Annotated in this window: 18 protein-coding genes and 1 riboswitch; of the genes, 3 read left to right on the top strand and 15 right to left on the bottom strand. The window is 55.2% G+C overall.

Features of this window, described 5'->3' with window-relative positions:
- The first annotated feature begins 25 nt into the window (after nt 1-25).
- The gene (gene plsB / locus ACL2XJ_RS06300; RefSeq protein ID WP_132924535.1) at nt 26-2,491 is read left to right on the top strand and encodes a glycerol-3-phosphate 1-O-acyltransferase PlsB; all 2,466 of its coding nucleotides are present in this window, start codon (nt 26-28) and stop codon (nt 2,489-2,491) included.
- A 120-nt stretch (nt 2,492-2,611) separates the two neighbouring features.
- On the opposite strand, the gene ubiA is transcribed toward plsB, so the two are convergent.
- From ubiA to pgi, 7 genes are all read right to left on the bottom strand, one after another.
- Entirely contained in the window at nt 2,612-3,475 is an 864-nt protein-coding gene (gene ubiA / locus ACL2XJ_RS06305; RefSeq protein ID WP_413726857.1) for a 4-hydroxybenzoate octaprenyltransferase, read from the bottom strand.
- A 54-nt stretch (nt 3,476-3,529) separates the two neighbouring features.
- Nucleotides 3,530-4,036, bottom strand: coding sequence for a chorismate lyase (ubiC, locus tag ACL2XJ_RS06310; RefSeq protein WP_413726003.1), 507 nt, complete (start codon nt 4,034-4,036; stop codon nt 3,530-3,532).
- Between the two features lie 194 nt (nt 4,037-4,230).
- Complete coding sequence (locus ACL2XJ_RS06315) at nt 4,231-6,318, bottom strand: YjbH domain-containing protein (RefSeq protein ID WP_413726004.1); 2,088 nt, start codon at nt 6,316-6,318, stop codon at nt 4,231-4,233.
- Nucleotides 6,318-7,001, bottom strand: a complete 684-nt coding sequence (locus ACL2XJ_RS06320) for a capsule biosynthesis GfcC family protein (protein WP_338091449.1) — start codon at nt 6,999-7,001, stop codon at nt 6,318-6,320. The genes ACL2XJ_RS06315 and ACL2XJ_RS06320 overlap by 1 nt, the downstream gene beginning before the upstream one ends.
- A gap of 68 nt (nt 7,002-7,069) precedes the next feature.
- The gene (locus ACL2XJ_RS06325; RefSeq protein WP_413726005.1) at nt 7,070-7,717 is read right to left on the bottom strand and encodes a YjbF family lipoprotein; all 648 of its coding nucleotides are present in this window, start codon (nt 7,715-7,717) and stop codon (nt 7,070-7,072) included.
- A 69-nt stretch (nt 7,718-7,786) separates the two neighbouring features.
- A complete protein-coding gene (locus ACL2XJ_RS06330) occupies nt 7,787-8,170 on the bottom strand; it encodes a hypothetical protein (RefSeq protein ID WP_203523737.1) in 384 nt (127 codons plus the stop codon).
- Nucleotides 8,171-8,608: 438 nt separating this feature from the next.
- Nucleotides 8,609-10,258: a glucose-6-phosphate isomerase gene (gene pgi, locus ACL2XJ_RS06335; RefSeq protein ID WP_413726006.1), complete on the bottom strand. Its 1,650-nt coding sequence runs from the start codon at nt 10,256-10,258 to the stop codon at nt 8,609-8,611.
- Between the two features lie 406 nt (nt 10,259-10,664).
- Nucleotides 10,665-10,860: riboswitch (Lysine riboswitch) on the top strand.
- A gap of 115 nt (nt 10,861-10,975) precedes the next feature.
- Here pgi and lysC point away from each other — a divergent pair.
- A complete protein-coding gene (lysC, locus tag ACL2XJ_RS06340) occupies nt 10,976-12,340 on the top strand; it encodes a lysine-sensitive aspartokinase 3 (RefSeq protein WP_132924519.1) in 1,365 nt (454 codons plus the stop codon).
- 3 nt (nt 12,341-12,343) lie between these two features.
- On the opposite strand, the gene ACL2XJ_RS06345 is transcribed toward lysC, so the two are convergent.
- From ACL2XJ_RS06345 to ACL2XJ_RS06375, 7 genes are read right to left on the bottom strand one after another with little or no spacing between them, the layout of a single operon-like run.
- On the bottom strand, nt 12,344-13,999 hold the full coding sequence (locus ACL2XJ_RS06345; RefSeq protein WP_413726007.1) for a Na/Pi cotransporter family protein: 1,656 nt from the start codon (nt 13,997-13,999) through the stop codon (nt 12,344-12,346).
- A gap of 19 nt (nt 14,000-14,018) precedes the next feature.
- Nucleotides 14,019-14,669, bottom strand: a complete 651-nt coding sequence (locus ACL2XJ_RS06350; protein WP_413726008.1) for an HAD family hydrolase — start codon at nt 14,667-14,669, stop codon at nt 14,019-14,021.
- Complete coding sequence (locus ACL2XJ_RS06355; protein ID WP_203523741.1) at nt 14,666-15,658, bottom strand: ABC transporter ATP-binding protein; 993 nt, start codon at nt 15,656-15,658, stop codon at nt 14,666-14,668. Before ACL2XJ_RS06355 ends, ACL2XJ_RS06350 begins: the two co-directional genes overlap by 4 nt.
- 2 nt (nt 15,659-15,660) lie before the next feature.
- Entirely contained in the window at nt 15,661-16,446 is a 786-nt protein-coding gene (locus ACL2XJ_RS06360; RefSeq protein ID WP_413726009.1) for an ABC transporter permease, read from the bottom strand.
- Nucleotides 16,447-16,478: 32 nt separating this feature from the next.
- Nucleotides 16,479-17,318: an ABC transporter permease gene (locus tag ACL2XJ_RS06365; protein WP_132924509.1), complete on the bottom strand. Its 840-nt coding sequence runs from the start codon at nt 17,316-17,318 to the stop codon at nt 16,479-16,481.
- Nucleotides 17,315-18,112, bottom strand: coding sequence for an alkaline phosphatase family protein (locus ACL2XJ_RS06370; protein ID WP_413726010.1), 798 nt, complete (start codon nt 18,110-18,112; stop codon nt 17,315-17,317). Before ACL2XJ_RS06370 ends, ACL2XJ_RS06365 begins: the two co-directional genes overlap by 4 nt.
- Nucleotides 18,113-18,126: 14 nt before the next feature.
- A complete protein-coding gene (locus ACL2XJ_RS06375; protein ID WP_132924505.1) occupies nt 18,127-19,188 on the bottom strand; it encodes an ABC transporter substrate-binding protein in 1,062 nt (353 codons plus the stop codon).
- A gap of 195 nt (nt 19,189-19,383) precedes the next feature.
- On the opposite strand from ACL2XJ_RS06375, the gene ACL2XJ_RS06380 reads away from it, so the two are divergent.
- The gene (locus ACL2XJ_RS06380; protein ID WP_413726011.1) at nt 19,384-20,124 is read left to right on the top strand and encodes a UTRA domain-containing protein; all 741 of its coding nucleotides are present in this window, start codon (nt 19,384-19,386) and stop codon (nt 20,122-20,124) included.
- Between the two features lie 24 nt (nt 20,125-20,148).
- Here ACL2XJ_RS06380 and ACL2XJ_RS06385 read toward each other — a convergent pair whose 3' ends face one another.
- A complete protein-coding gene (locus ACL2XJ_RS06385; RefSeq protein WP_413726012.1) occupies nt 20,149-20,478 on the bottom strand; it encodes a Dabb family protein in 330 nt (109 codons plus the stop codon).
- Nucleotides 20,479-20,636: the final 158 nt, after the last annotated feature.

Consider the following 20,636-nt stretch of genomic DNA (forward strand, 5'->3'; position numbering starts at 1 on the left):
TGCTAACAAGAGGCTTCACACAGATATGTCAGGTTGGCGTAACATTTATTATGCGTTATTGGATTTGCCAATAAAATTGCTGGTGAGAAGTAAGGTAATCCCCGCGAATCCACGGGAAGAAACCGGTCTGGATCCCATGCGGGCCATGATGTACGTGTTACCTTATAATTCCAAAGCGGATTTGCTTACCCTGCGCGGGCAGTGCTTAAAGCTCCAACTGCCGGATCCGCTGATTCCCCTGGAAATTGACGGGGTAACGCTGCCGCGTTATGTCTTTATTAACGATGGTCCGCGGGTTTTCTCCTACTTCACCGAGAAGCCGGAATCCGTCAAGTTATTCCACAATTACCTGGACTTACACCGTAACAATCCCCAGCTCGATGTACAAATGGTGCCGGTTTCCGTGATGTTCGGACGCGCCCCGGGCCGTGAAGCACAGCCCAACCAACCGGCTCCGCAGCTGCGGCTGCTGAACGGTTTTCAAAAATTCATCGCCATTCTCTGGCTGGGGCGTGACAGTTTTGTCCGCTTTTCCAATCCGCTGTCGATGCGGTACATGGCAACGGAACACGGTACGGATAAGACCATCGCGCAAAAGCTCGCCCGGGTCGCCCGGATACATTTTGCCCGCCAGCGCCTGGTGGCGGTTGGGCCGCGTTTGCCGGTACGCCAGGATCTTTTTAACAAGCTGCTGGCGTCCAAGGCCATTGAAAAAGCCATTGAAGATGAAGCCCGCAGCAAAAAAATCTCCACCGATAAGGCGCAGCAAACCGCCATCCAGCTGATGGAGGAAATTGCGGCGGACTTTTCTTATGAGGCCATACGTTTATCGGATCGGGTATTGAGCTGGACCTGGAATCGCCTGTATCAAGGTCTGCACGTACGCAATGCCGATCGGGTCCGGCAACTGGCCGAAGACGGTCACGAAATCGTCTACGTGCCCTGCCACCGCAGCCACATGGATTATCTGTTGCTGTCCTATGTACTTTATCACCAGGGATTGGTGCCCCCGCATATCGCCGCCGGCATTAACCTGAACTTTTGGCCGGCGGGCCCGATTTTCCGGCGCCTGGGGGCATTTTTTATCCGCCGCACGTTCAAGGGCAATAAACTCTACTCCACCATATTCCGTGAATACCTTGGGGAACTTTTCACCCGCGGCTACTCGGTGGAATATTTTATGGAGGGCGGGCGTTCCCGTACCGGACGCCTGCTGGAGCCCAAGACCGGCACGCTGACCATGACCATCCAGGCCATGCTGCGGGGAGGTAACCGGCCCATCACCCTGGTGCCGATTTATGTCGGCTATGAACATGTCATGGAGGTGGCCACCTACGCCAAGGAATTGCGCGGCGCCACCAAGGAAAAAGAGGGATTTTTGCAGATGGTGCGCGGGTTGCGTAAATTGCGTAATCTGGGCCAAGGTTATGTCAACTTCGGCGAGCCTTTGTCACTGAGCGCCTATCTGAGCCAGAACGTGCCGCAGTGGCGTGATTCCATCGATCCTATCGAAGCCCAGCGTCCCGGCTGGCTGGCGCCGGTGGTGGATGACATCGCCGGCAAAATCATGGTGCGCATCAATAACGCCGCCGCGGCGAATGCCATTAATCTTTGTTCCACGGTACTGCTGGCTTCACGCCAGCGTTCGTTAACCCGGGAACAATTGCTGCACCAACTGAACTGCTATCTGGAACTGATGCGCAACGTTCCCTACGCAGCGGATGTGACCATTCCGGACACCACGGCGGAAGGCTTGCTGGAGCATGCTCTGGCGATGAATAAATTCAGCGTTGAGCAGGACACCATCGGCGACATCATCTATTTGACGCGAGAACAAGCGGTGCTGATGACCTACTACCGGAATAACATCCAGCATTTATTTATCCTGCCGTCGCTGGTGGCCAGCATCATTCTCGGCCATCCCGGTATAGACCGAGAGACGCTATTACGCCATAGCTATCTGCTTTACCCGCTGCTCAAAGCAGAACTGTTTATGCACTATGAAACGGCGGAGATCGGCCCGGTTATCGATGCGCTGATTGAAGAGCTGCTCCGGCAGGGATTGATTATCGAGGAGGCGCGGCAACTCCTGCTCAACCCGGTGCGCGCCCAAACTCTGCAGCTCTTGGCCGCAGGAATAAGGGAAACCCTGCAGCGTTATGCCATTACGTTCTCCTTATTGCGGTTTAACCCTCAAATCAATCGAGGCACGCTGGAGAAAGAGAGCCGGATCATGGCCCAGCGGCTCTCGGTCTTGCACGGTATCAATGCGCCTGAGTTTTTCGATAAGGCGGTGTTTTCCACACTGGTGGCCACGCTGCGCGAAGAGAACTACATCAGCGACAGCGGCGATGCCATTAGCGGAAAGGTGCTTGAAATGAGCGAGATACTCAGCGAGTTGATGACGCCGGAAGTGCATTTGACCATAGAAAGCGCCAGCCTGCTGGTTGCCGCCCCCGGACTGCAACCCCTGCCGTCACCGGCGGAGTAGAATAAGCAGTATATCCCTGGCGGCTTGGCGGAAAGCCGTCAGGGCCGGGCTGTGCGATGTTGTCTGTCGGCTGCAATGCTGGCTGTCGACATAGTTCCGTGAGCTGTGGGCTGCGGATGATTATTTCATCGCCTCGACAAGCAGGCTCAGCGCGATGCCGAGAAAGATCACCATGCCCACCAGGTTATTATTCAAAAAGGCTTTGAAGCACGCCGGCCGTTCACGTCCGGCGATGAGCTTTTGCTGATAAACGAACAGTCCCCCCGCCAGCGCCAATGCGATAAAGAAAATGCCGTTCAATCCCGACCGCCATCCCAGCAAAACCAATAACAGCAGGGTAGCCGCTTGCAATATACCGATGATAAGCCTGTCATAGCGGCCGAACAGGATAGCGGTTGATTTAACGCCGATGCGGATATCATCATCCCTGTCCACCATGGCATATTGGGTGTCATAGGCCACGGTCCACAGCACGTTCGCGGCGAACAGCAGCCAGCATGAAATCGGTAAGGACTCACTAACCGCGGCATACCCCATCGGAATTGACCATCCGAAGGCCGCGCCCAATACCAGCTGCGGTAAATGGGTTATCCGCTTCATAAACGGGTAAACCCATGCCAGGACCAATCCGGCCACCGATAGGGCAATGGTCATGGAATTTAATGTCAGCACCAGGCCGAAGGACGCGGTGACCAGTGACAAGAACAGGACCTTTGCTTCTTTTTCGCTGATGTGGCCGCTGGGCAGAGGGCGCGACGCGGTACGCTTAACATGGCCGTCAATTTTGCGATCGGCGAAATCATTCACCACGCACCCGGCGGCACGCATTAAAAATACCCCGAGGATAAAAACCAGCAGAATGCCGACATCGGGAGTGCCCCGTCCGGCCAGCCACAGAGCCCATAACGTCGGCCAAAGCAACAACAGAGAACCAATGGGTTTATCAATGCGCATCAACCGGCACCAGGCCTGCCATTTGCCCATTGTGGCGCTGTGTTCCACTTTTCTCTCCTTCACTTCATCAAAACGCCGCCGCTGTTAACGATACAGAGGGGCATCCGGTAAAAACAGTTCGGTTAGCAATAAGGGCTTTCCATGCGGACGCAGGCAAGAGCGACGCGCCCATAAATTCCCCGCCCGACCCAACTGGATGTAGTCACGGGTCGGCATCCCGTCGCGGAACAGCCATCGCCCAAGCGGCATATCCCCCAGGGTTTTGAGCGCGCACGCCGGTCCTTCCAGCACCGCGGCGGGAATAACCATACGGCCCGCCAGCCATGGATTGCCGTCGCCGTACAGCACCACCTCACGCAGCCAGTAGCGCTCGCTGGCGGGCAACAAGGCAATATCGTCGCCCGCTTCGCCGGCGAAGACATACCCCTCCCTGGCCCGCTGTACGCTTACCTGCCGGCAATGGCGTTCCAGGCGCCGGGTCATGGAATCGCACTCCAGCAGCCAATCTCTTTTAGTCGGATCAGGCTGTGGTGACTGTGGGGTTAACCATTGGATGGACGCCAGCAATGAGATATAGAGATTATCCGTCAACCGTTCCCCATCGTTTGAAAATAAGCGGGTGACATTATTGTAGCCCAGAACGCCGGCTTAATGACCCGCCTGCGGCGGGAGAATTATCTGCTGGGGGTTTCCCCTCGCCAATATCGCCCGCGGCGGGCGTCAAGTCAATAAAATGGCCTCCGGGAGGAGGCCATGGCAGCGCAGTAACCGATGTCGGTAACTCATCAGTTCAGTGCGGGAGAACGCTCGTCGGTTAAACCGTACAGGTAGAATTTGCGTCCGACCATCTGTCCGCCGTCGCGGGTCAGCGGTATCCAGTTCAGCTGGGCACGGGTCCGGTTCGGTGTTACGGTCAGCAGATCCAGCGGTATCGACAGATAGAATCCCTTGGTGAAAGAGCCTTCGCCGTATTCTTCTTTGGAAACGTTGGTGAACGTGGCGAAAGCACCGGCGGTTATGCCGCTGTCAAAGCGCCGCGACACATCGAACGTCACGCCTTTGTCCTTGGCCAGGTAACGCCCTACGCTGGCTTTAACCAGCACCCCGTTCATAAAGCTGGGCTGCCAGTAGCCGGTCAGGTTACCGGTGGCGACGCTGTAGTCGGCGAACTGCATCATATCGTTCCAGTCGCGCTGCTTGACGTAGTTACCGTCCACGCCCACCGCCCAGTTGGCGTCCAGCGGACGGTACAGCACTTCGCCGCCGACGCCGCCGTACATCATTTCCAGATAGCCGCCGTATAACTGGCCATACCAGCCGTCGCCAAGACCGGAGATGTAGGCGGTCTGCAGATTGCTGATATAGACATCGTTACCGACATATTCACGAATGCGGGTGCGAACCCGCGGCAAATGGGAGTCACTGGGAGGATTGGTAAAATTGAATTTATTGTAATTATTGATAATATTACCAAACACGCTGCCGGAGGTAACCCAATGATTGGTCATCCAATAATTGGCCGTACCCTCCACGCCCAGCTGATACATGTAGAACGACTCGGGGCCGCCCACCGACTGGTTAAGTACCGGCGACCAGCCCAGCTCCAGGCGGCTGCGGTCGATATAATAGCCCTGTTCGGCACGCTCCGGAACATCCGGTTCGGTCCGGCGCTGTATCAGCGGCTGCTCATGCCCCAGCGGATAACCGCTCAAGGTATTCTGCAAACTCTTCACGTCGGTCTCGGTGGTCACCATCGGCATATGCAGCCGGGTCTCAGTCACTTTAAGGGTATTGATATTGGCCGGCAGGTTATTCACCAGGATGCGGTTGGCGCGATCCACGCCCTCCGTACCATCCCGGTATTTATCCTGTTGACCGGTCATGTACATGGTATTGCCCTTGACCTGGATATGCGGCGCGGTGTAACCCGCATTGCTGTTCAGATCCTCCAACTGCTGCGCTGCCACCTGATGCTGCAGCATATCGGACTGTTCATTGGGCTGGTAGGCCGGTTTTTCACTGTCCAGGTGCTTCTGGGTCAAGTCGTTGAAATTGGTGCGCAGGGTCACACCGAACATCAGGGTATTGCCGCGTTCATAGCTGAGATTGACATCCGCCCAGTCGGCGACCCGATAAATCGCGCCGACATTCACCGGCGTATTCTGTTTCAGATCGCCGGCAAAATCGTCCTGGTAATTGTTGCCTTCATACTCCAGCTTCAGGCGCAGGGGCTGCCACGGCGTCTGGTACTCGACGCCGCCGAATATCGCCGAGGGGCCGTGGAAAAAATCGCCGGTATTAAACGAACCGGCTGTATTATTGCTGTTGTCGCGGTGGCAGAACTTGTCTGATGCCTCGCAGAAGGGGTTTTTAACGTTACCCCGTGTACCCAGGTATCCCCAGCCAAGGCCGACGGAGAAGTCAAAAGGTCCCCAGGCCTTGCTGGCGGCCACAAACTCGCTGTCAAACAGGCCGGTACCGCCGAAATCGCGGATGCCCACAGAGACTTCAGGCAGGTAATACCCCTCTTCCCATAGGCGCAGCTTGAAATCGATGCCCTTGTCTTTATAGGTTTGACCGCCGCTGAAATTCGGATCATTACTGTACAGGCGGGTACGGACGTCGGTGTAGCGCACGGTGGATTCCAGCCAGGGGAACAGCTGGATATTGGCCGACCAGAAACGATACTGATTATTGTCACGGTAGTTAAGGCTGAATTCCCCGTCCCGGGCCATGCGCGCGGTAGGGGTTTGCAGCAGGCCCACGCCGCCCATATCCATCTGCGACGGACCCAAAGGCTCGGTATAAGGGGCAGCCTGGCAAGCGGAGGCCACTGACAAAGCGATGAGGCTGAATAGATATTTTTTTTTCATCAGTCAGGGATCCGGTGAGTCAACAAGGAAACAATTTGTTCATTTAAGCCCTGATAAGCACTGGGTAATGACCAGGAAGAAAAGCCGACGAAAATAATGCTGCCCGGCGCCGCTTCGTTATGGCGGCGATTCCAGTAGGCTACCGGGACCTGGCGGTACTTTCCGTCGGGCTGGATAAGCCAGGCATAGCTTTTTTCGGCGCCGCTTAAACGATCATGGCTATCAAGATAATCGGACACATCGCTGCCCACCTGATAAGGCTGCGAGCCGGCGGGCGTTACCGCGCCGAACACATGAACGCTGGTGGGCCGCGCCAGGGCATACACGGTATAATCGCCGCTTAATTTACGATCGGCCCCGTCTTCCAGACGGATGAAATCCGGATCCATGGAAACGAACTGGCGGCCGGTGACTTTCAAGCCGGCAAGCTGGCTGCGCACCTGATCCACGGAATTTGCCAGGCCGTCGTTGCTATCCTGTCTCAGTTCAGCGCTCAGCGCGCCCAGCCTTGCCACCAGTTGCCGCTGCTGATCAAGCTGTGCGGCGGTAGCCAATTTTTCCGCAATAACGGTGCCGGGCCACCAGGTATGTCCGGCCAGCGCCGGATTAAGCGCGATTTGTCCCAGGTGGGTCGCGCCATTGACCACAACGGCCTGGGACCGGCCCGGTAGATAGATAGACACCCGGCTGTCGGCAGAGGCGGACGCAATAAAACCAGCACATAAACTCACTAGCAGTAAGAGTCGTTTTTTCATGGCTTATAAGGATTTAAAGTGGTGGTTTCAATCGGGAAGAAATCCGGTCCGATAAATTGTTGGGTTTTTTCTACGGCGCCGGTGCTCGTGTCGATCCAGAAACGGTTGCGATAATGGGTATTCAATTGCGCCACGGTGACATCTTCATCAAGGATGCGATAGGTATGGGGAACGTTCAGTACGGTCAAGGTTTCATTGCCGGCGATACTGAAGCGGGAAGTGAACGACGCGGAATAGGTTTGCTTATTCTGGGTCCAGGACTGAACGCGGGTCCATTCGGTGCCGTCGGTAATCCTGTTGGCGTGCGCCAGCGGATCCGAGGCCAGATTGGTCACCTCAAGAAGGTTGTCGGTTAAATCCAGGGTTTTTACCAGCCGTCCGTTATGGGTGACAAGCATGGCCTTGTCACGGGTAACCCACTTCAGGAAGCCATTCTCGGCATACGCCAGAACGACAAATATCTGCGAACCTTTATTCACCTTGACATACATGCTGGCATAGGGAAGGTCCCGAATCTGTTCAGGGGTCCTTTCCACATCGGGCGTACCAAATACAGCTACTTTAAACGTCTCGCCTATACCTTGTTGCGCTGGACTGCACGCGGCCACCAGAAAGCACACCACCAATAAGAAGAAATAGCGCACGTCGTTCATCCCAAACGAAGGAGACCAAAAAATAACCACACAAATGTGTGGTTATCGAGTAATTATAATTTATCGGGTTGAAGTGGTGGTTCCGGTTCCGGTTGTTCCACCGCCACCGCCGTTATCACCGTTGTCATCGTTGTGGGAACTGATCAGCGCAGCACCCGCTATCAATGCCACCGCACCGACACCGATTGCCGTCGCGGCACCCGCGCCCAAACCTGAAGCGGCGGCCGTACTGCCCGTGGTGCCGTTGGAAGTGGTGGTGGTAGGTGCAGCCGCTATCGCGTAGGAACCACTAGCCATCAGCATCGCAGCTATTACAACATTAAACAGTTTTTTCATATTTATTACCTTAGACTCTTGAGGATGATGACTATAAAGCACTGGAATGTTGATTTGCCTTATATAAGCATCATAAAGCAATATAATGCAATAAAATATATCTTGCATTCATCCCTGTGGATCAGGGGCTAAAAAATGGCATTCAAAAGTCTCCGGTGGCTTAAACCAGTGACTTCCGCTATTTGATCGAAAATTTGTAAGATTAAACGCTAATATAGGCGAGGAATAGACAGATTATTCAATGCTATGAAGCTTTCATGACAATAATAAATCAGAAAATTCTCACGGCTTTATAGCGGCTGCCAGGGTTAATAGCGACGAGATTATAACAGCCTATCCGCTTGAAGTAACATGCTTTTAAATTTTATGGCTCTTTTCAGCTAAGTCGCATATAAAAAATTGTTAAAAGCCTTTTTACCGGCTTTTTTAGGATTAACCTTACTCCCTATTAAAAAGTTAATTATAAACAATCGGATACCATAAGCGGCAACGCTCGGGGCCATAACGGCAGCCACTCCTTGGCTGCCCGTTCGGTCTGTAGCGTAATCAGCGGCGCCAGGCTTTGAAACGATTTATCAATCCGTTGGTTGAGCTGTCGTGGCTGGTGACATGGTCGTCAGCGGCTAATTCCGGCAGGATCCGGCTCGCCAACTGTTTACCCAGTTCTACGCCCCATTGGTCGAACGTGTAGATGTTCATGATGACGCCCTGGGTGAAGATTTTGTGTTCATACAATGCAATCAAAGCACCCAGGCTGTAGGGGGTGATCTCTTTGAGCAAAATGGAATTGGTGGGGCGATTGCCCTCAAACACCTTAAACGGCGCCACATGGGTCACCTGTTCCGGCGTTTTACCCGCTGCGGCGAATTCATCTTCCACCACCTGGAGTGATTTGCCGAATGCCAGGGCTTCCGTTTGCGCAAAGAAATTCGACAGCAGCTTAGCGTGATGATCGCTTAGGGGATTATGGCTGATTGCCGGCGCAATAAAATCACAAGGTACGATTTTGGTGCCCTGATGAATCAGCTGATAAAAAGCGTGCTGGCCGTTGGTGCCGGGTTCACCCCAGATAATCGGCCCGGTTTGATAGGTGACCGGCTGCCCGTTGCGATCGACGTATTTGCCGTTGGATTCCATATTGCCCTGTTGGAAATAGGCGGCAAACCGGTGCATATATTGATCGTAAGGCAGGATGGCTTCGGTTTCGGTACCGTAGAAATTGTTATACCACAGGCCGATAAGCGCCAGCAGCACCGGCAGGTTTTGTTCAGCGGGCGTTTGTGCGAAATGACGGTCCATGGCGTGGGCGCCGCTGAGCAGCTGTTCAAAATTGTCGAACCCCACGGACAGGGCAATGGAAAGGCCGATGGCGGACCATAACGAGTAACGTCCCCCCACCCAATCCCAAAATTCGAACATATTGTCGGTATCGATACCGAACTCGCTTACCGCCTTGCCGTTGGTAGAGAGGGCGGCAAAATGCTTGGCGACGTGTTTCCCATCCCCCGCGGCGGCCAGGAACCAGTCCCGGGCGCTGTGGGCGTTGGTCATGGTTTCCTGGGTGGTGAAGGTTTTGGAGGCCACCAGGAACAGCGTTGTGGCGGGATCGAGATGTTTGACCGTTTCGGCGATATGGGTTCCGTCAACGTTAGAGACGTAATGCATGCTCAGGTGATTTTTAAAAGGCCGCAACGCTTCGGTGGCCATATAAGGCCCGAGATCCGAACCGCCGATACCGATATTCACCACGTCGGTAATAGGTTTACCGGTATAGCCCAGCCATGCGCCGCTGATGACCCGTTCGCAAAACTGTTTCATTTTGGCCAGTACCGCATTGACGTCCGGCATGACGTCTTTACCGTCCACAATAATCGGCGTATTGCTGCGGTTGCGCAGCGCCACATGCAATACCGCGCGATCTTCGGTACGGTTGATTTTTTCGCCGGAGAACATGGACTTAATGGCTCCGGAGAGATCGCACTCTTTAGCCAGGTCCTGTAATTTCGCCAACGTCTCGCCGGTTATCCGGTTCTTGGAGAAGTCCACCAGCATCTGGTCGTCAAAAGTGGCGGAGAATTTGCTGAAACGATCGCTGTCCTGGGCAAACAGATCGCTTATCTTCACGTTTTTCATCTGATCATAATGCTGTTGCAGCGCTTTCCAGGCCGCCGTGTGGATAGGGTTAATATTTTTCATAGCAACGCTCTTCTTGAGAATTAAAAAGATCCGATAACGGTGATTGTATCGCTAAGGACTCGGCTTGCGATGCCTTTTATTGCGATATACCCGTCATGCTTCACGTTGCAGGCGCGTGCCGCCTTCCCGCAACTGGAATTAATTTGGATAGTTACAACCACCGGCAAAAACTATCGCGCCATGGCCTCGCGAGGCGGGCGCCTGTATTTCAGAGTAACAGAGTCGAACGGATTTGCGCTATCGCCATGACTTGCGGGCAAATTGAATATCCCCTTACGCTGCTCGTTGACAGGAACAAAATTACCCGCTATTTGTAGTGGCCTAGTTGCGCATCCAATACCTTGAATAATTGGAGTTGCAGGAAGGCGGCACGCACCTGCGACTTGACGTATGACGGGTATATGCGTGAACCAGAAGAGGCGCGCCGCCCAGGCAAGGTTCCGGAGGATCCGTTTTCCGTTGAAAGAACCCGAGGGGGAGCGGCGCCGAGGTGGCGGTGAATGCACGGAATTTCCGCTACCGACCGCATGGGCTGAATCCCCTGGGTTGTCACCCGCATATTCGCCGTTGGGCGATAGGCACGGTGGGGCGCTTCTGGGCGTATCGTAGGTCATCATCTACGTCTGCTCCCCGTTTTCCGCTCTTAACGCGTGCCGGCATTATTTAAACGTTGTCATCACGGATATGGATGACAGCTTGATACGAGGCAGCAAGAGCATGGCAGAAACAGCATTAAACTCCTTGATCGTGGCAAAATTCGGCGGTACCAGCGTCGCTGATTTCGACGCCATGAATCGCAGCGCGGATATCGTCCTGTCCAATCCCTCGGTTCGTCTGGTGGTATTGTCCGCCTCCGCGGGCGTCACCAATTTACTGGTGGCGCTGGCGGAAGGGAATGAGCCGGAAAGGCGCGCCTTCCATCTCGATGAAATTCGCCGAATTCAATACGCCATTATCGATCGCCTGGCGGAATCACAGGTCATCCGCGAAGAAATCGATCGCATGCTCGATAATATCGCCATGCTTTCCGAAGCGGCGGGGCTGGCGACCTCTCACGCCCTGACCGATGAGCTGGTGAGTCACGGCGAGCTCATGTCCACCCTGCTGTTTGTGGAGATACTGCGCCAGCGCCAGGTGGCGGCGGAGTGGTTCGATGTGCGCAAGATTATGCGCACCAACGATCGTTTCGGCCATGCCGAACCGGATATCGGCACGTTGAAGGAGCTGACCCGGAATCTGCTGTTGCCGCGGCTGTCCTTGTCGCTTACCGTTACCCAGGGTTTTATCGGCAGCGAGGCCAAGGGACGCACCACGACGCTTGGGCGGGGCGGCAGCGACTACACCGCCGCGCTGCTTGGCGAAGCGCTGCATGCATCGCGAATCGATATCTGGACCGACGTGCCGGGTATCTACACCACCGATCCGCGCGTGGTGCCGGAAGCGCGGCGGATTGATGAAATCAGCTTTGAGGAAGCGGCGGAGATGGCCACGTTCGGCGCCAAAATCCTCCATCCCGCTACGCTGTTGCCGGCGGTGCGCAGCGATATCCCGGTGTTTGTCGGCTCCAGTAAGGACCCCCATATCGGCGGCACGCTGGTGTGCAACAAAACCGCCAATCCTCCGCTGTTCCGCGCCATCGCCCTGCGCCGCCGGCAAACACTGTTGACGTTGCACAGCCTCAACATGCTGCAGGCCCGGGGCTTTTTGGCGGAAGTTTTCAATATTCTGGCCCGCCACTACATCTCCGTGGATTTGATTACCACCTCGGAGGTGAGCGTGGCGCTGACCATGGATACCACCGGCTCTACCTCCACCAGCGCCAGCCTGTTGACCACCTCGCTGCTTACGGAGCTTTCGTCCCTGTGCCGGGTGGAGGTGGAAGAAAATCTGGCGCTGATCGCGCTGATCGGCAATAAGCTTTCCCAAGCCTGCGGGGTGGGCAAAGACGTGTTCGGCGTACTGGACCCGTTTAATATCCGGCTGATTTGCTACGGCGCCAGCAGCCATAATCTGTGCCTGCTGGTACCCGGACAGGACGCCGAACAGGTGGTGAAAACCCTGCATCATAACCTGTTCGGGTAATGCTTAGACAATTTTTGGTGTTTTGCGGCGATCGTCCAGGTCGTCCGCGTCCTCTTCTTCCAGCTCCAGCGCATTGTAGGCCACCGAGCAGAACAGCGAGTTGACGCGCTTCATGTCTCCCAGCAGCCCCAAATGAAGGGAACTGGTTTCCAGGCTCTGGACGTTTTGCTGATGCAGCCGGTCCACATGGGCGTGGGCATAGCGGCGATCGGTGATGCGAAACCGGTGTTTTGCCCGCCGCAGACGCCGCGCGCTGGTGATATCCCCCGACAGGAACACCGACAGGCCCAGGCGCAGATTGGATACCAACTGTTCATGGAGGGTATCCAGTTCCTGTAGCCCTTCCGGGGAAAATGCCCGGCGGGTTGCCAGGGACTTGGCGGCAATATCGCCGGTCATGCGTTCGATGATGTCCCCGGCCTGTTCCAGGTTCAGGGCCATCTCGATGATTTCCGCCCAGCGGCGGGAATCCGGCTCATCCAAATCCTCTTTCGGCATTTGCGCCAGATAAAGCTTGATGGCGGTATAAAGCACATCCACATCATCATCCAGCCGGCGTACTTCACGATCCTTGTTCGGCTGGCCGTGCAGCACCTCATGATGCAGCAGCAGCATACTCTCCACCACATCCCCCATGCGCAGGGTTTCGCGGGAAGCGTTGGCCAATGCCAGCGCCGGGGTATCCAGCGCGCTCACGTCCAAATGGCGGGGCCGAACCCCGAGTTCGCTGGCCGGCGTATCCCCTATCCATTGCGTACAGAGACGGGCCATCGGGCCGGCAAAAGGCACCAGGACAAGGCAGCGGATCAGGTTATAGAAAACATGGAAATAAATCACCAGCTCGGCGGCGCTCACCGGCAGGCGGTCCAGCAGATCGGCCAGCCATGAAATGACCGGTAAAACCACCACGCAGCCGATCAATTTGAACAACAGGCTGCCGAGGGCCACCCGCTTGCCTTCGGCATTTTGCCCGCTGGCGTTAATCATCGCCAGGATGCCGCTGCCGAGATTGGCGCCAATCACCAGGCACAGGGCGACTTTAAAAGAGATAACATCGGTGGCGGTGAGCGTGGCGGTGAGCAATACCGCCGCCAGGCTGGAGTAACTGATAATGGCGAACAGGGCGCCGGTGAGGGAATCCAGCACCACATCCCCGGTCAGGGAGGAGAACAGGACTTTAACGCCGTTGGCCTGGGTGATAGGGGCCGCGGCGGCTACAATCAGCTCCAGGGCCAGCAGGATCAGGCCCAGGCCGATAAACACCCGGCCTATCTGGCCGATTCGCGCTTGCTTGCGGCCGAGAAACAGGCAGACGCCGATAAAAATCAGCAGTGGGGAAAGCCAGGATAAATCAAAGGTCAGCACCCTGGCCATCAAAGCAGTGCCCACATCCGCCCCGAGGATAATCACCAAGGCAGGGGTTAGGGCCACCAACCCCTGGGACACAAAGGAGGTCACCAGCATTGCCGTGGCGTTGCTGCTTTGCACCAGCGCGGTAACGCCGATACCCGCCATAAACGCCATGGGCTTTTTTTCTACGCTGCTACTCAGCACCTGGCGTAAACGGGCGCCGTATACACGCATAATCCCGGTACGGACAATGTGAGTTCCCCATACCAGTAATGCCACCGCGGAAAGCAGATGCAACAAAGTCAGCACGCGTATCAAAACTCCTTAATTACCAGCGGTGAATCGGCCACCCGGCCCCTTGGGCATGCCGCAGCAGGACGCTATCCGGATTAACGGCATGGGGATAGCCGACCTGAATCAGTAATGGCAAATCGTTACTGGAATCGGAGTAGAAACTCGCCTCGGCCAATACCGATAAATCTCCCCCCAGCAGCGACGACAAGCGAGCCACCTTGCCTTCCCGATAGGTTAATATGCCTGTGGTCCCACCGGTATAGGAATCGTCCAGCACTTCAAGCTTAATGGATAATGTTTCACTGATGCCGAAATGCTGCGCAATGGGCGCCACCAGGTGTTCACCGGAGGCGGAAATGACGATAACCCTATCCCCACGGGCCCGGTGGGCATCAACACAGCGGCTGGCCTCTTCACGGATGGCCGGAACAATCACGCTCTCGATAAACCGGTTCACATGGTGCCTTACTTCGCCGGTTGAACGGCCGATTAACGGCTGCAGGGTAAAGGACATATACTCATCCATGGAAAGTGTCCCCTGGGCATATTGCCGCATCAGCGTCTGCTCCCGCCGGACAAAGGCGCGGCCCTCCGTCCACCCCAATTCGCACATATAACGACTCCACAAGCTGGCGCAATCGCCATTGATGAGAGTTTCATCCAGATCGAATAACGCCAGCCTCATGCCACCTCACATAATGTCGCTATATCTAACTGTAGACCAATCTGCACGTCATTAGGATGGAGATCGGCCACCGAACGGTTCAAAACATCTACAAGCAGTTCAATGCCTTGCGTTTCCACACGATAACGGATCACATTCCCCAGCAGGCTGTGGCTGAGGATGCGTCCCTCAATGCCCTGGCCGACCGGAACCAGGGTAATGGACTCGGGCCGGACGGCCACTTGTCCCTGCCAGGAACGTCCGGTCAGCAACGCGGCCTGCTGCGGGCTCAGCACATTGTAACTGCCGATAAACCCGGCGGCGAAGGCATTCACCGGCCGGGTATAAAGCATCTCCGCACTGCCGTTCTGCACGATTTTACCTTTATTCATCAACACCACCCGGTCGGACAGGGTCAGGGCCTCTTCCTGATCGTGGGTGACGAATATCGCGGTCAAGCGCAGCTCTTGCTGAATACGGCGGATTTGATCCCGCAAATGTTTACGAATACGGGCATCCAACGCCGAGAGCGGCTCGTCCAGCAACAGCAGCCGCGGCCGGGTCACCAGCGAGCGCGCCAGCGCTACCCGCTGGCACTGCCCGCCGGAAAGCTGGTGCGGATAGCGGTGGGCGAATTCCTGTAACTCCACCAATGCCAACACCTCCTCCACCCGCCGGCGGATCTCGGCGGACTGCAATTTCTGCATTTTCAGGCCGAAGGACACATTGCCGTCCACGGTCATATTCGGGAACAGGGCATAACTCTGAAATACCATGCCGATGCCCCGCTGCTGCGGCGCCAGCGGCACCAGGTCTTCTCCCTGCAGAACGATTTGCCCGCTGTCCACCGAGGTCAGCCCCGCCAGGCAGCGTAAAAGCGTGGATTTTCCACAGCCGCTGGGACCCAGCAGCGTAACAAACTCACCCTCATCCGCGCTGAAATCAATATTCTCAAAGACCTGGGTCGGTCCGTAATGTTTGTTGAGTTGTTTAACCGCCAGATAAGACATGATTAATCCTTGTCCTTGTTAACGGTATTCGCCGCCAGGGTCAGCAGCAGTACCACCAGGAAGTATGAGATGACCAGCGCGCTGGTTAAATGACCGCTGCCGTTACGCAGGTTGTACAGGTAAACCTGCAGCGTTTCAAAGCGGTTGCCCACCAGCAGGTTAGCGAACACAAACTCACCTATCAGAAAAGAGAAGGACAGCAGCAACGCGATCATACAGCCTTTACGCAGATTCGGCAGCACCACCAAAATTGCCGCTTTCCAGGTGCTGGCCCCCAGCAACTGCGCCGCATCCATCAGATCGCGCAAATGAATGGCCTGCATATTGTTGGTAATGGCCCGGTAGATAAAGGGCAGCGCTATGGTGAAATAACAACCGATCAGGATCCATGGCGTACCGGTGAGCGCCAGCGGGCCGTCGGAATAGAGCTGCAACAAGCCCACCGATGACACCACCGGCGGTACGGCAAACGGCAGCAGGATCAGGATATTCATGACTGAATCAAGCTGGGGAAAATAGTAAGCAATCACAAACATTAAGGGCAGCACCAGCACCACCGATAACGCCAGGGCGCCGAAACAGATAATTAATGAGTGCTCCAGCGCAATCAGGAAGCGGGGATCCTGCAATAGCTCGGTCATCCACTTCAACGTGAAGCCTTCGGGCAAAATCGTCGAGCCCCACTGGCTGGAAAAAGCGTAAATCAACGTGGCGACCAACGGTGATAACAGGATAATCAGCATGACCGTGACCACGCCACGGTGATAGAAATTTTCAATACGCGACATCAGAGCCTCCTGAACAGCCGGCCGGCAATAGATCAAGGACGGGCATGGGTGTAGCTCCGCCGGACGATCCATTGATGCACTAAGGTAATAAAGACCATCAGCACCACCAGGAACATACCCAAGGCGCTGGCCATATTCGGATCCAGGTCCAGATCCCCCGCCACCAGGGCGGCAATGCGAATCGGGATAACGTTGAAATTACCGCCCGTCAGCGCATAAATCGTGGCGTAAGCCCCCAGGGCGTTTGCCAGCAAAATAACGAAGGTACCCAACAGGGCAGGCGCCAGCACCGGTAAGCCAATGTAGCGCCAGTAATGCACCTGCCCCGCCCCCAGCAACGCCGCCGACTCGCGCCAATCCTCGCTTAAGGCGTCGAACGCCGGATAGAGCAGCAGCACCCCCAGCGGAATTTGAAAATAGGTATAAAGCACCATCAATCCGGGTTTGGAGTAAAGGTTAAAGTCCTCCAGCACGCCGTAACGGCGCAGAATCAGCGTGACGCAGCCGTTGGTGCCCAGCAGGATGATAAAGGCGAACGCCAGGGGCACCCCGGTAAAGTTACTGGTCATATTGGTAAAAGACATCACCGCGGTGCGCAATCGGGTGGCGCCCAGCTGGCGCAGCGAATAGCTGCACACCAGTGCGATCAACAGGCCGAACAGGCTGGACCAGAAGGTTATCTCAAGGGAAAAAACGATGGCCTGCCGGTAAAACGGCGAGGTGAGAATCTCCTGGTAATTGGCAAATCCCCATCCGTCCGTCTCGCTGTTAAAACTGTTAAAAGCCATCCAAATCATCGGCGCAATCTGGAAGGCGCAGAAAAACAGGACAAAGGGCAACATGATGGCCGCCGCCAGCCATTTACCCTTCATTTGAGTAGCCCCCCACAGACCGGTTTATCATGCTCCACCCCCAGCAAAGAACATACCGTGCCGCAGAGTTCAGTTTGCCGCACCGCCGCCGGCGATTGGCTGAACGCTTCGCCGAAGACAAACAGCGGCACCTGGCGCTCTTCCGGCAGAATTCCGCCATGGCTACGGTCATCGTTCATACCGTGATCCGCGGTCACCAGGACCTGATAACCCCGGGCCAGCCACTCCGGCAGATATAACGACAACAGCCCGTCCGCCGTCCGCGCCGCGTTACGGTATTGCGGCGTGGATAAACCGAAACGGTGGCCGGCATCGTCGATGTTCATCGGATGGATTAACAGGAAATCCGGCTGATAACGCAGCCGCAGGCTTTCGGCGTCTTCAAACACATGGGAATCGGGATAATGATCCGCATGGTAAAAATGCCCGTACTGAATGGCGGCCTCAGGGTCGAGGGTATGCCGATCGCGGGCCGCATCGAACGGCGCGCGATTGTAGAGTTCGCTTACCCAATGATACGCCGCGGCCGCGGTGGTCAAACCGGCGGCGCGGGCATAATGGAAAACACTGCGATGACGGGAAAGCCGCACCACATTATTGTGGACCACGCCGCTCTCCACCGGCGGCATGCCGGTAAGAATGCATTCGTACAATGGCCGCGATAATGACGGCAATTCACATTCCAGCGAATAGAGGCATCCGTGCCCCGCCGCGCATTCCGCATGCAGATAACCCATGGCGTCATAGGCTACCTGATAATTTAATCCGTCCAGTATCACCAACACAGTTTTCATCAGGACTCCTTGACTTACTGCTGCATGGATATCATGACATTTTCCTGCCACAGCCGAGGTAAGGTTTTAGCGCTCTGCTCCCAAGCGGCCTGATCGGCGATGGGATGGGCGTTTTTATATTGCCCGATGGGCAGCAGTTTGGCTTTGACATCCTCCGGCAGGGTCAAATGTTCTATACGAATAGGACGGGCATAGCCTCTGGCCAGGTTGATTTGTCCGGCGTCGGAGAAGATATATTCCCGGGCAAATTTCGCGGCGTTGGGGTGTTTGGCGTATTTATTGATGATGGTGGTATAACCCGAGGTAATGGAGCCGTCGGAAGGAATCAGCACCTCGAAGCGGGTTTTGTCGATGGTATCGCGATAGTTAAGGCCGTTGAAATCCCAGACGATGCCCACATCCACTTCCCCTTTTTCCAGCGAAGCGATAGTGGGATTATTCAGTCCCAACCGCCCGGCCTTGGCCAGCTTGGCAAAGAAATCCAGGCCCGGTTTCAGGTTCTTCTCGTTGCCGCCCATGGCATAGGTCGCCGCCAGGACGCCGTTAACCGCCTGCGCCGCGGTGCTGACGTCCCCTACGGAAACCTTGTAGCTGCCGTTAAGAAGATCGGCCCAGCTATGGGGTATTTGTTTTACCGTCTGCTTATTGACGATAAAAGCGATGGTGCCGGTATAGGCCAACGCCCAGTTGCCGTCCTTATCCTTTGCCCAGGCGGGCACCTGATCCCAGGTACTGGGTTTATAGGGTTGCGCTACGCCTTTTTGTACCGCCAAAGGCCCGAAAGAGGATCCCACGTCGCCGATATCGGCGCTGGCGTTATTTTTTTCCGCCAGAAACTTGGCGATTTCCTGGGCCGAACTCATATCGGTATCGCTGTGCTTGAGTCCGTATTTACTGGACAAATCCGCCCAGGTGTCTTTCCAGTTTGCCCAGCTGTCCGGCATACCGACACTATTAACCTCGCCTTCTTGTTGTGCTGCTTTTTGTAACGCCGCCACATCGGCGGGTGCGGCGTAACCGGCCTGGCTGGCCAGCAAAATCGCGGTTGTTAACACTGAAGCGAACAAAAGTTTCATATGTGATGCTCCGGATGATAGTGTGTGAATGGAACAGATAACTGGTCTAGTCCAGCAAGAACCAAGCCAATCTACTTAATAAAGATGAATATTTGATGTCAGTAATTCTTTTAGCCTGTTTTTTGTTATGGTTTCACTACCGCATCCGCAAAGGCGGAAAATCATGCACTATGACAATGCAGATGGGTGACTAAAATGCCTCAAAATGACGCTCCTTTTCTGCAAAGCCTTTCCCGGCAGAAAACCGTTACCGCCATTTGCCAGGCCATTAGCGGCTGGATCACCCAGGGCGTATTGACCCATAACGACCGTTTGCCGGCGGAGCGTATCCTTAGCGAGCAGTTCGCCACCACCCGCATCACCCTAAGAGAAGCCCTGGGTCAATTGGAAGCACAAGGGATGATTTATCGCGAGGAGCGCCGCGGCTGGTTTGTCAGCCCGCCGCGGATTATCTATAACCCGCTTCAGCGCAGCCATTTTCATGCCATGGCCAGGGAACAGGGACGAAAACCGGACACCGAAGTATTGGATGCCGGTGAAATCGTGGCGCCGGACGCGATATGCGCCCATCTGGACCTGCCGGCGGGGGGGCGGGTATTTTGTATTCGACGGGTGCGACGCATCGATGGGCGGGCGGTGCTTTATGTGGAGCATTATCTCAATGTCGCTTTTTTCCCGGCGATTTTGCAAGAAGATCTCACCTCTTCCCTCACCGAACTCTACGCTAACCGCTATGGGATCCGTTATGGCAAGGTCCGTTTCGACATGTTGCCCACCACCTTTCCTTTCGCGGCATCGCAGGCGCTGAAGGTGGCGGATAACAGCCCGGCGCTGTTTATTACCCGTATCAATCGCGATCAGTATGCGCGGATCATCGATTGTGACTTGGAATATTGGCGTTATGACACGCTGCATATCAGCGTGGAAGCGGAATAACGGAGGCAAATGGCACGGGGAAGGTCAGGTCTCGGCTACCCCGGATAATAACGCATCAAAAATCAGTACTGAACAGACCCCGTCGGTGAGAGACGGCAGAATAATATTTTCCCGGACATAAAGATGATGGCGGTGGTTAAGATAAATTTCCAGCGCGTCATTATCGGCAAAATAAAGGCTTATTTTATGCCTGAATCCGTAATCGTGTTGTTCGCGGCTGATATTTTCATGCCATGAAGCGTTGAGAATACCCGGAATATACCGATCCATGGTCAATAACGCTGCGCTGATGCGATGGATTTCATCTTCGCCGAGCGTCGCCTTGAACCGGAACAACACGTTATGTTGAATCATCTTAACCTCTTACCGTCATTGAATTTTCCCTTTCAAGAACGTGGCGCGGTCTTCTCCATTCCCTTACCGGGCATATAATTGCGCTTCATATACCGCTGTGTTGTTCTAAATGCCGCCACTAAGTTTGCCAGGAAAATTTTCTCTTCATGTTGGTCCAT

The sequence above is a fragment of the Sodalis sp. RH16 genome (assembly GCF_047324245.1).
GTDB lineage: Bacteria > Pseudomonadota > Gammaproteobacteria > Enterobacterales > Enterobacteriaceae > Acerihabitans > Acerihabitans ligni.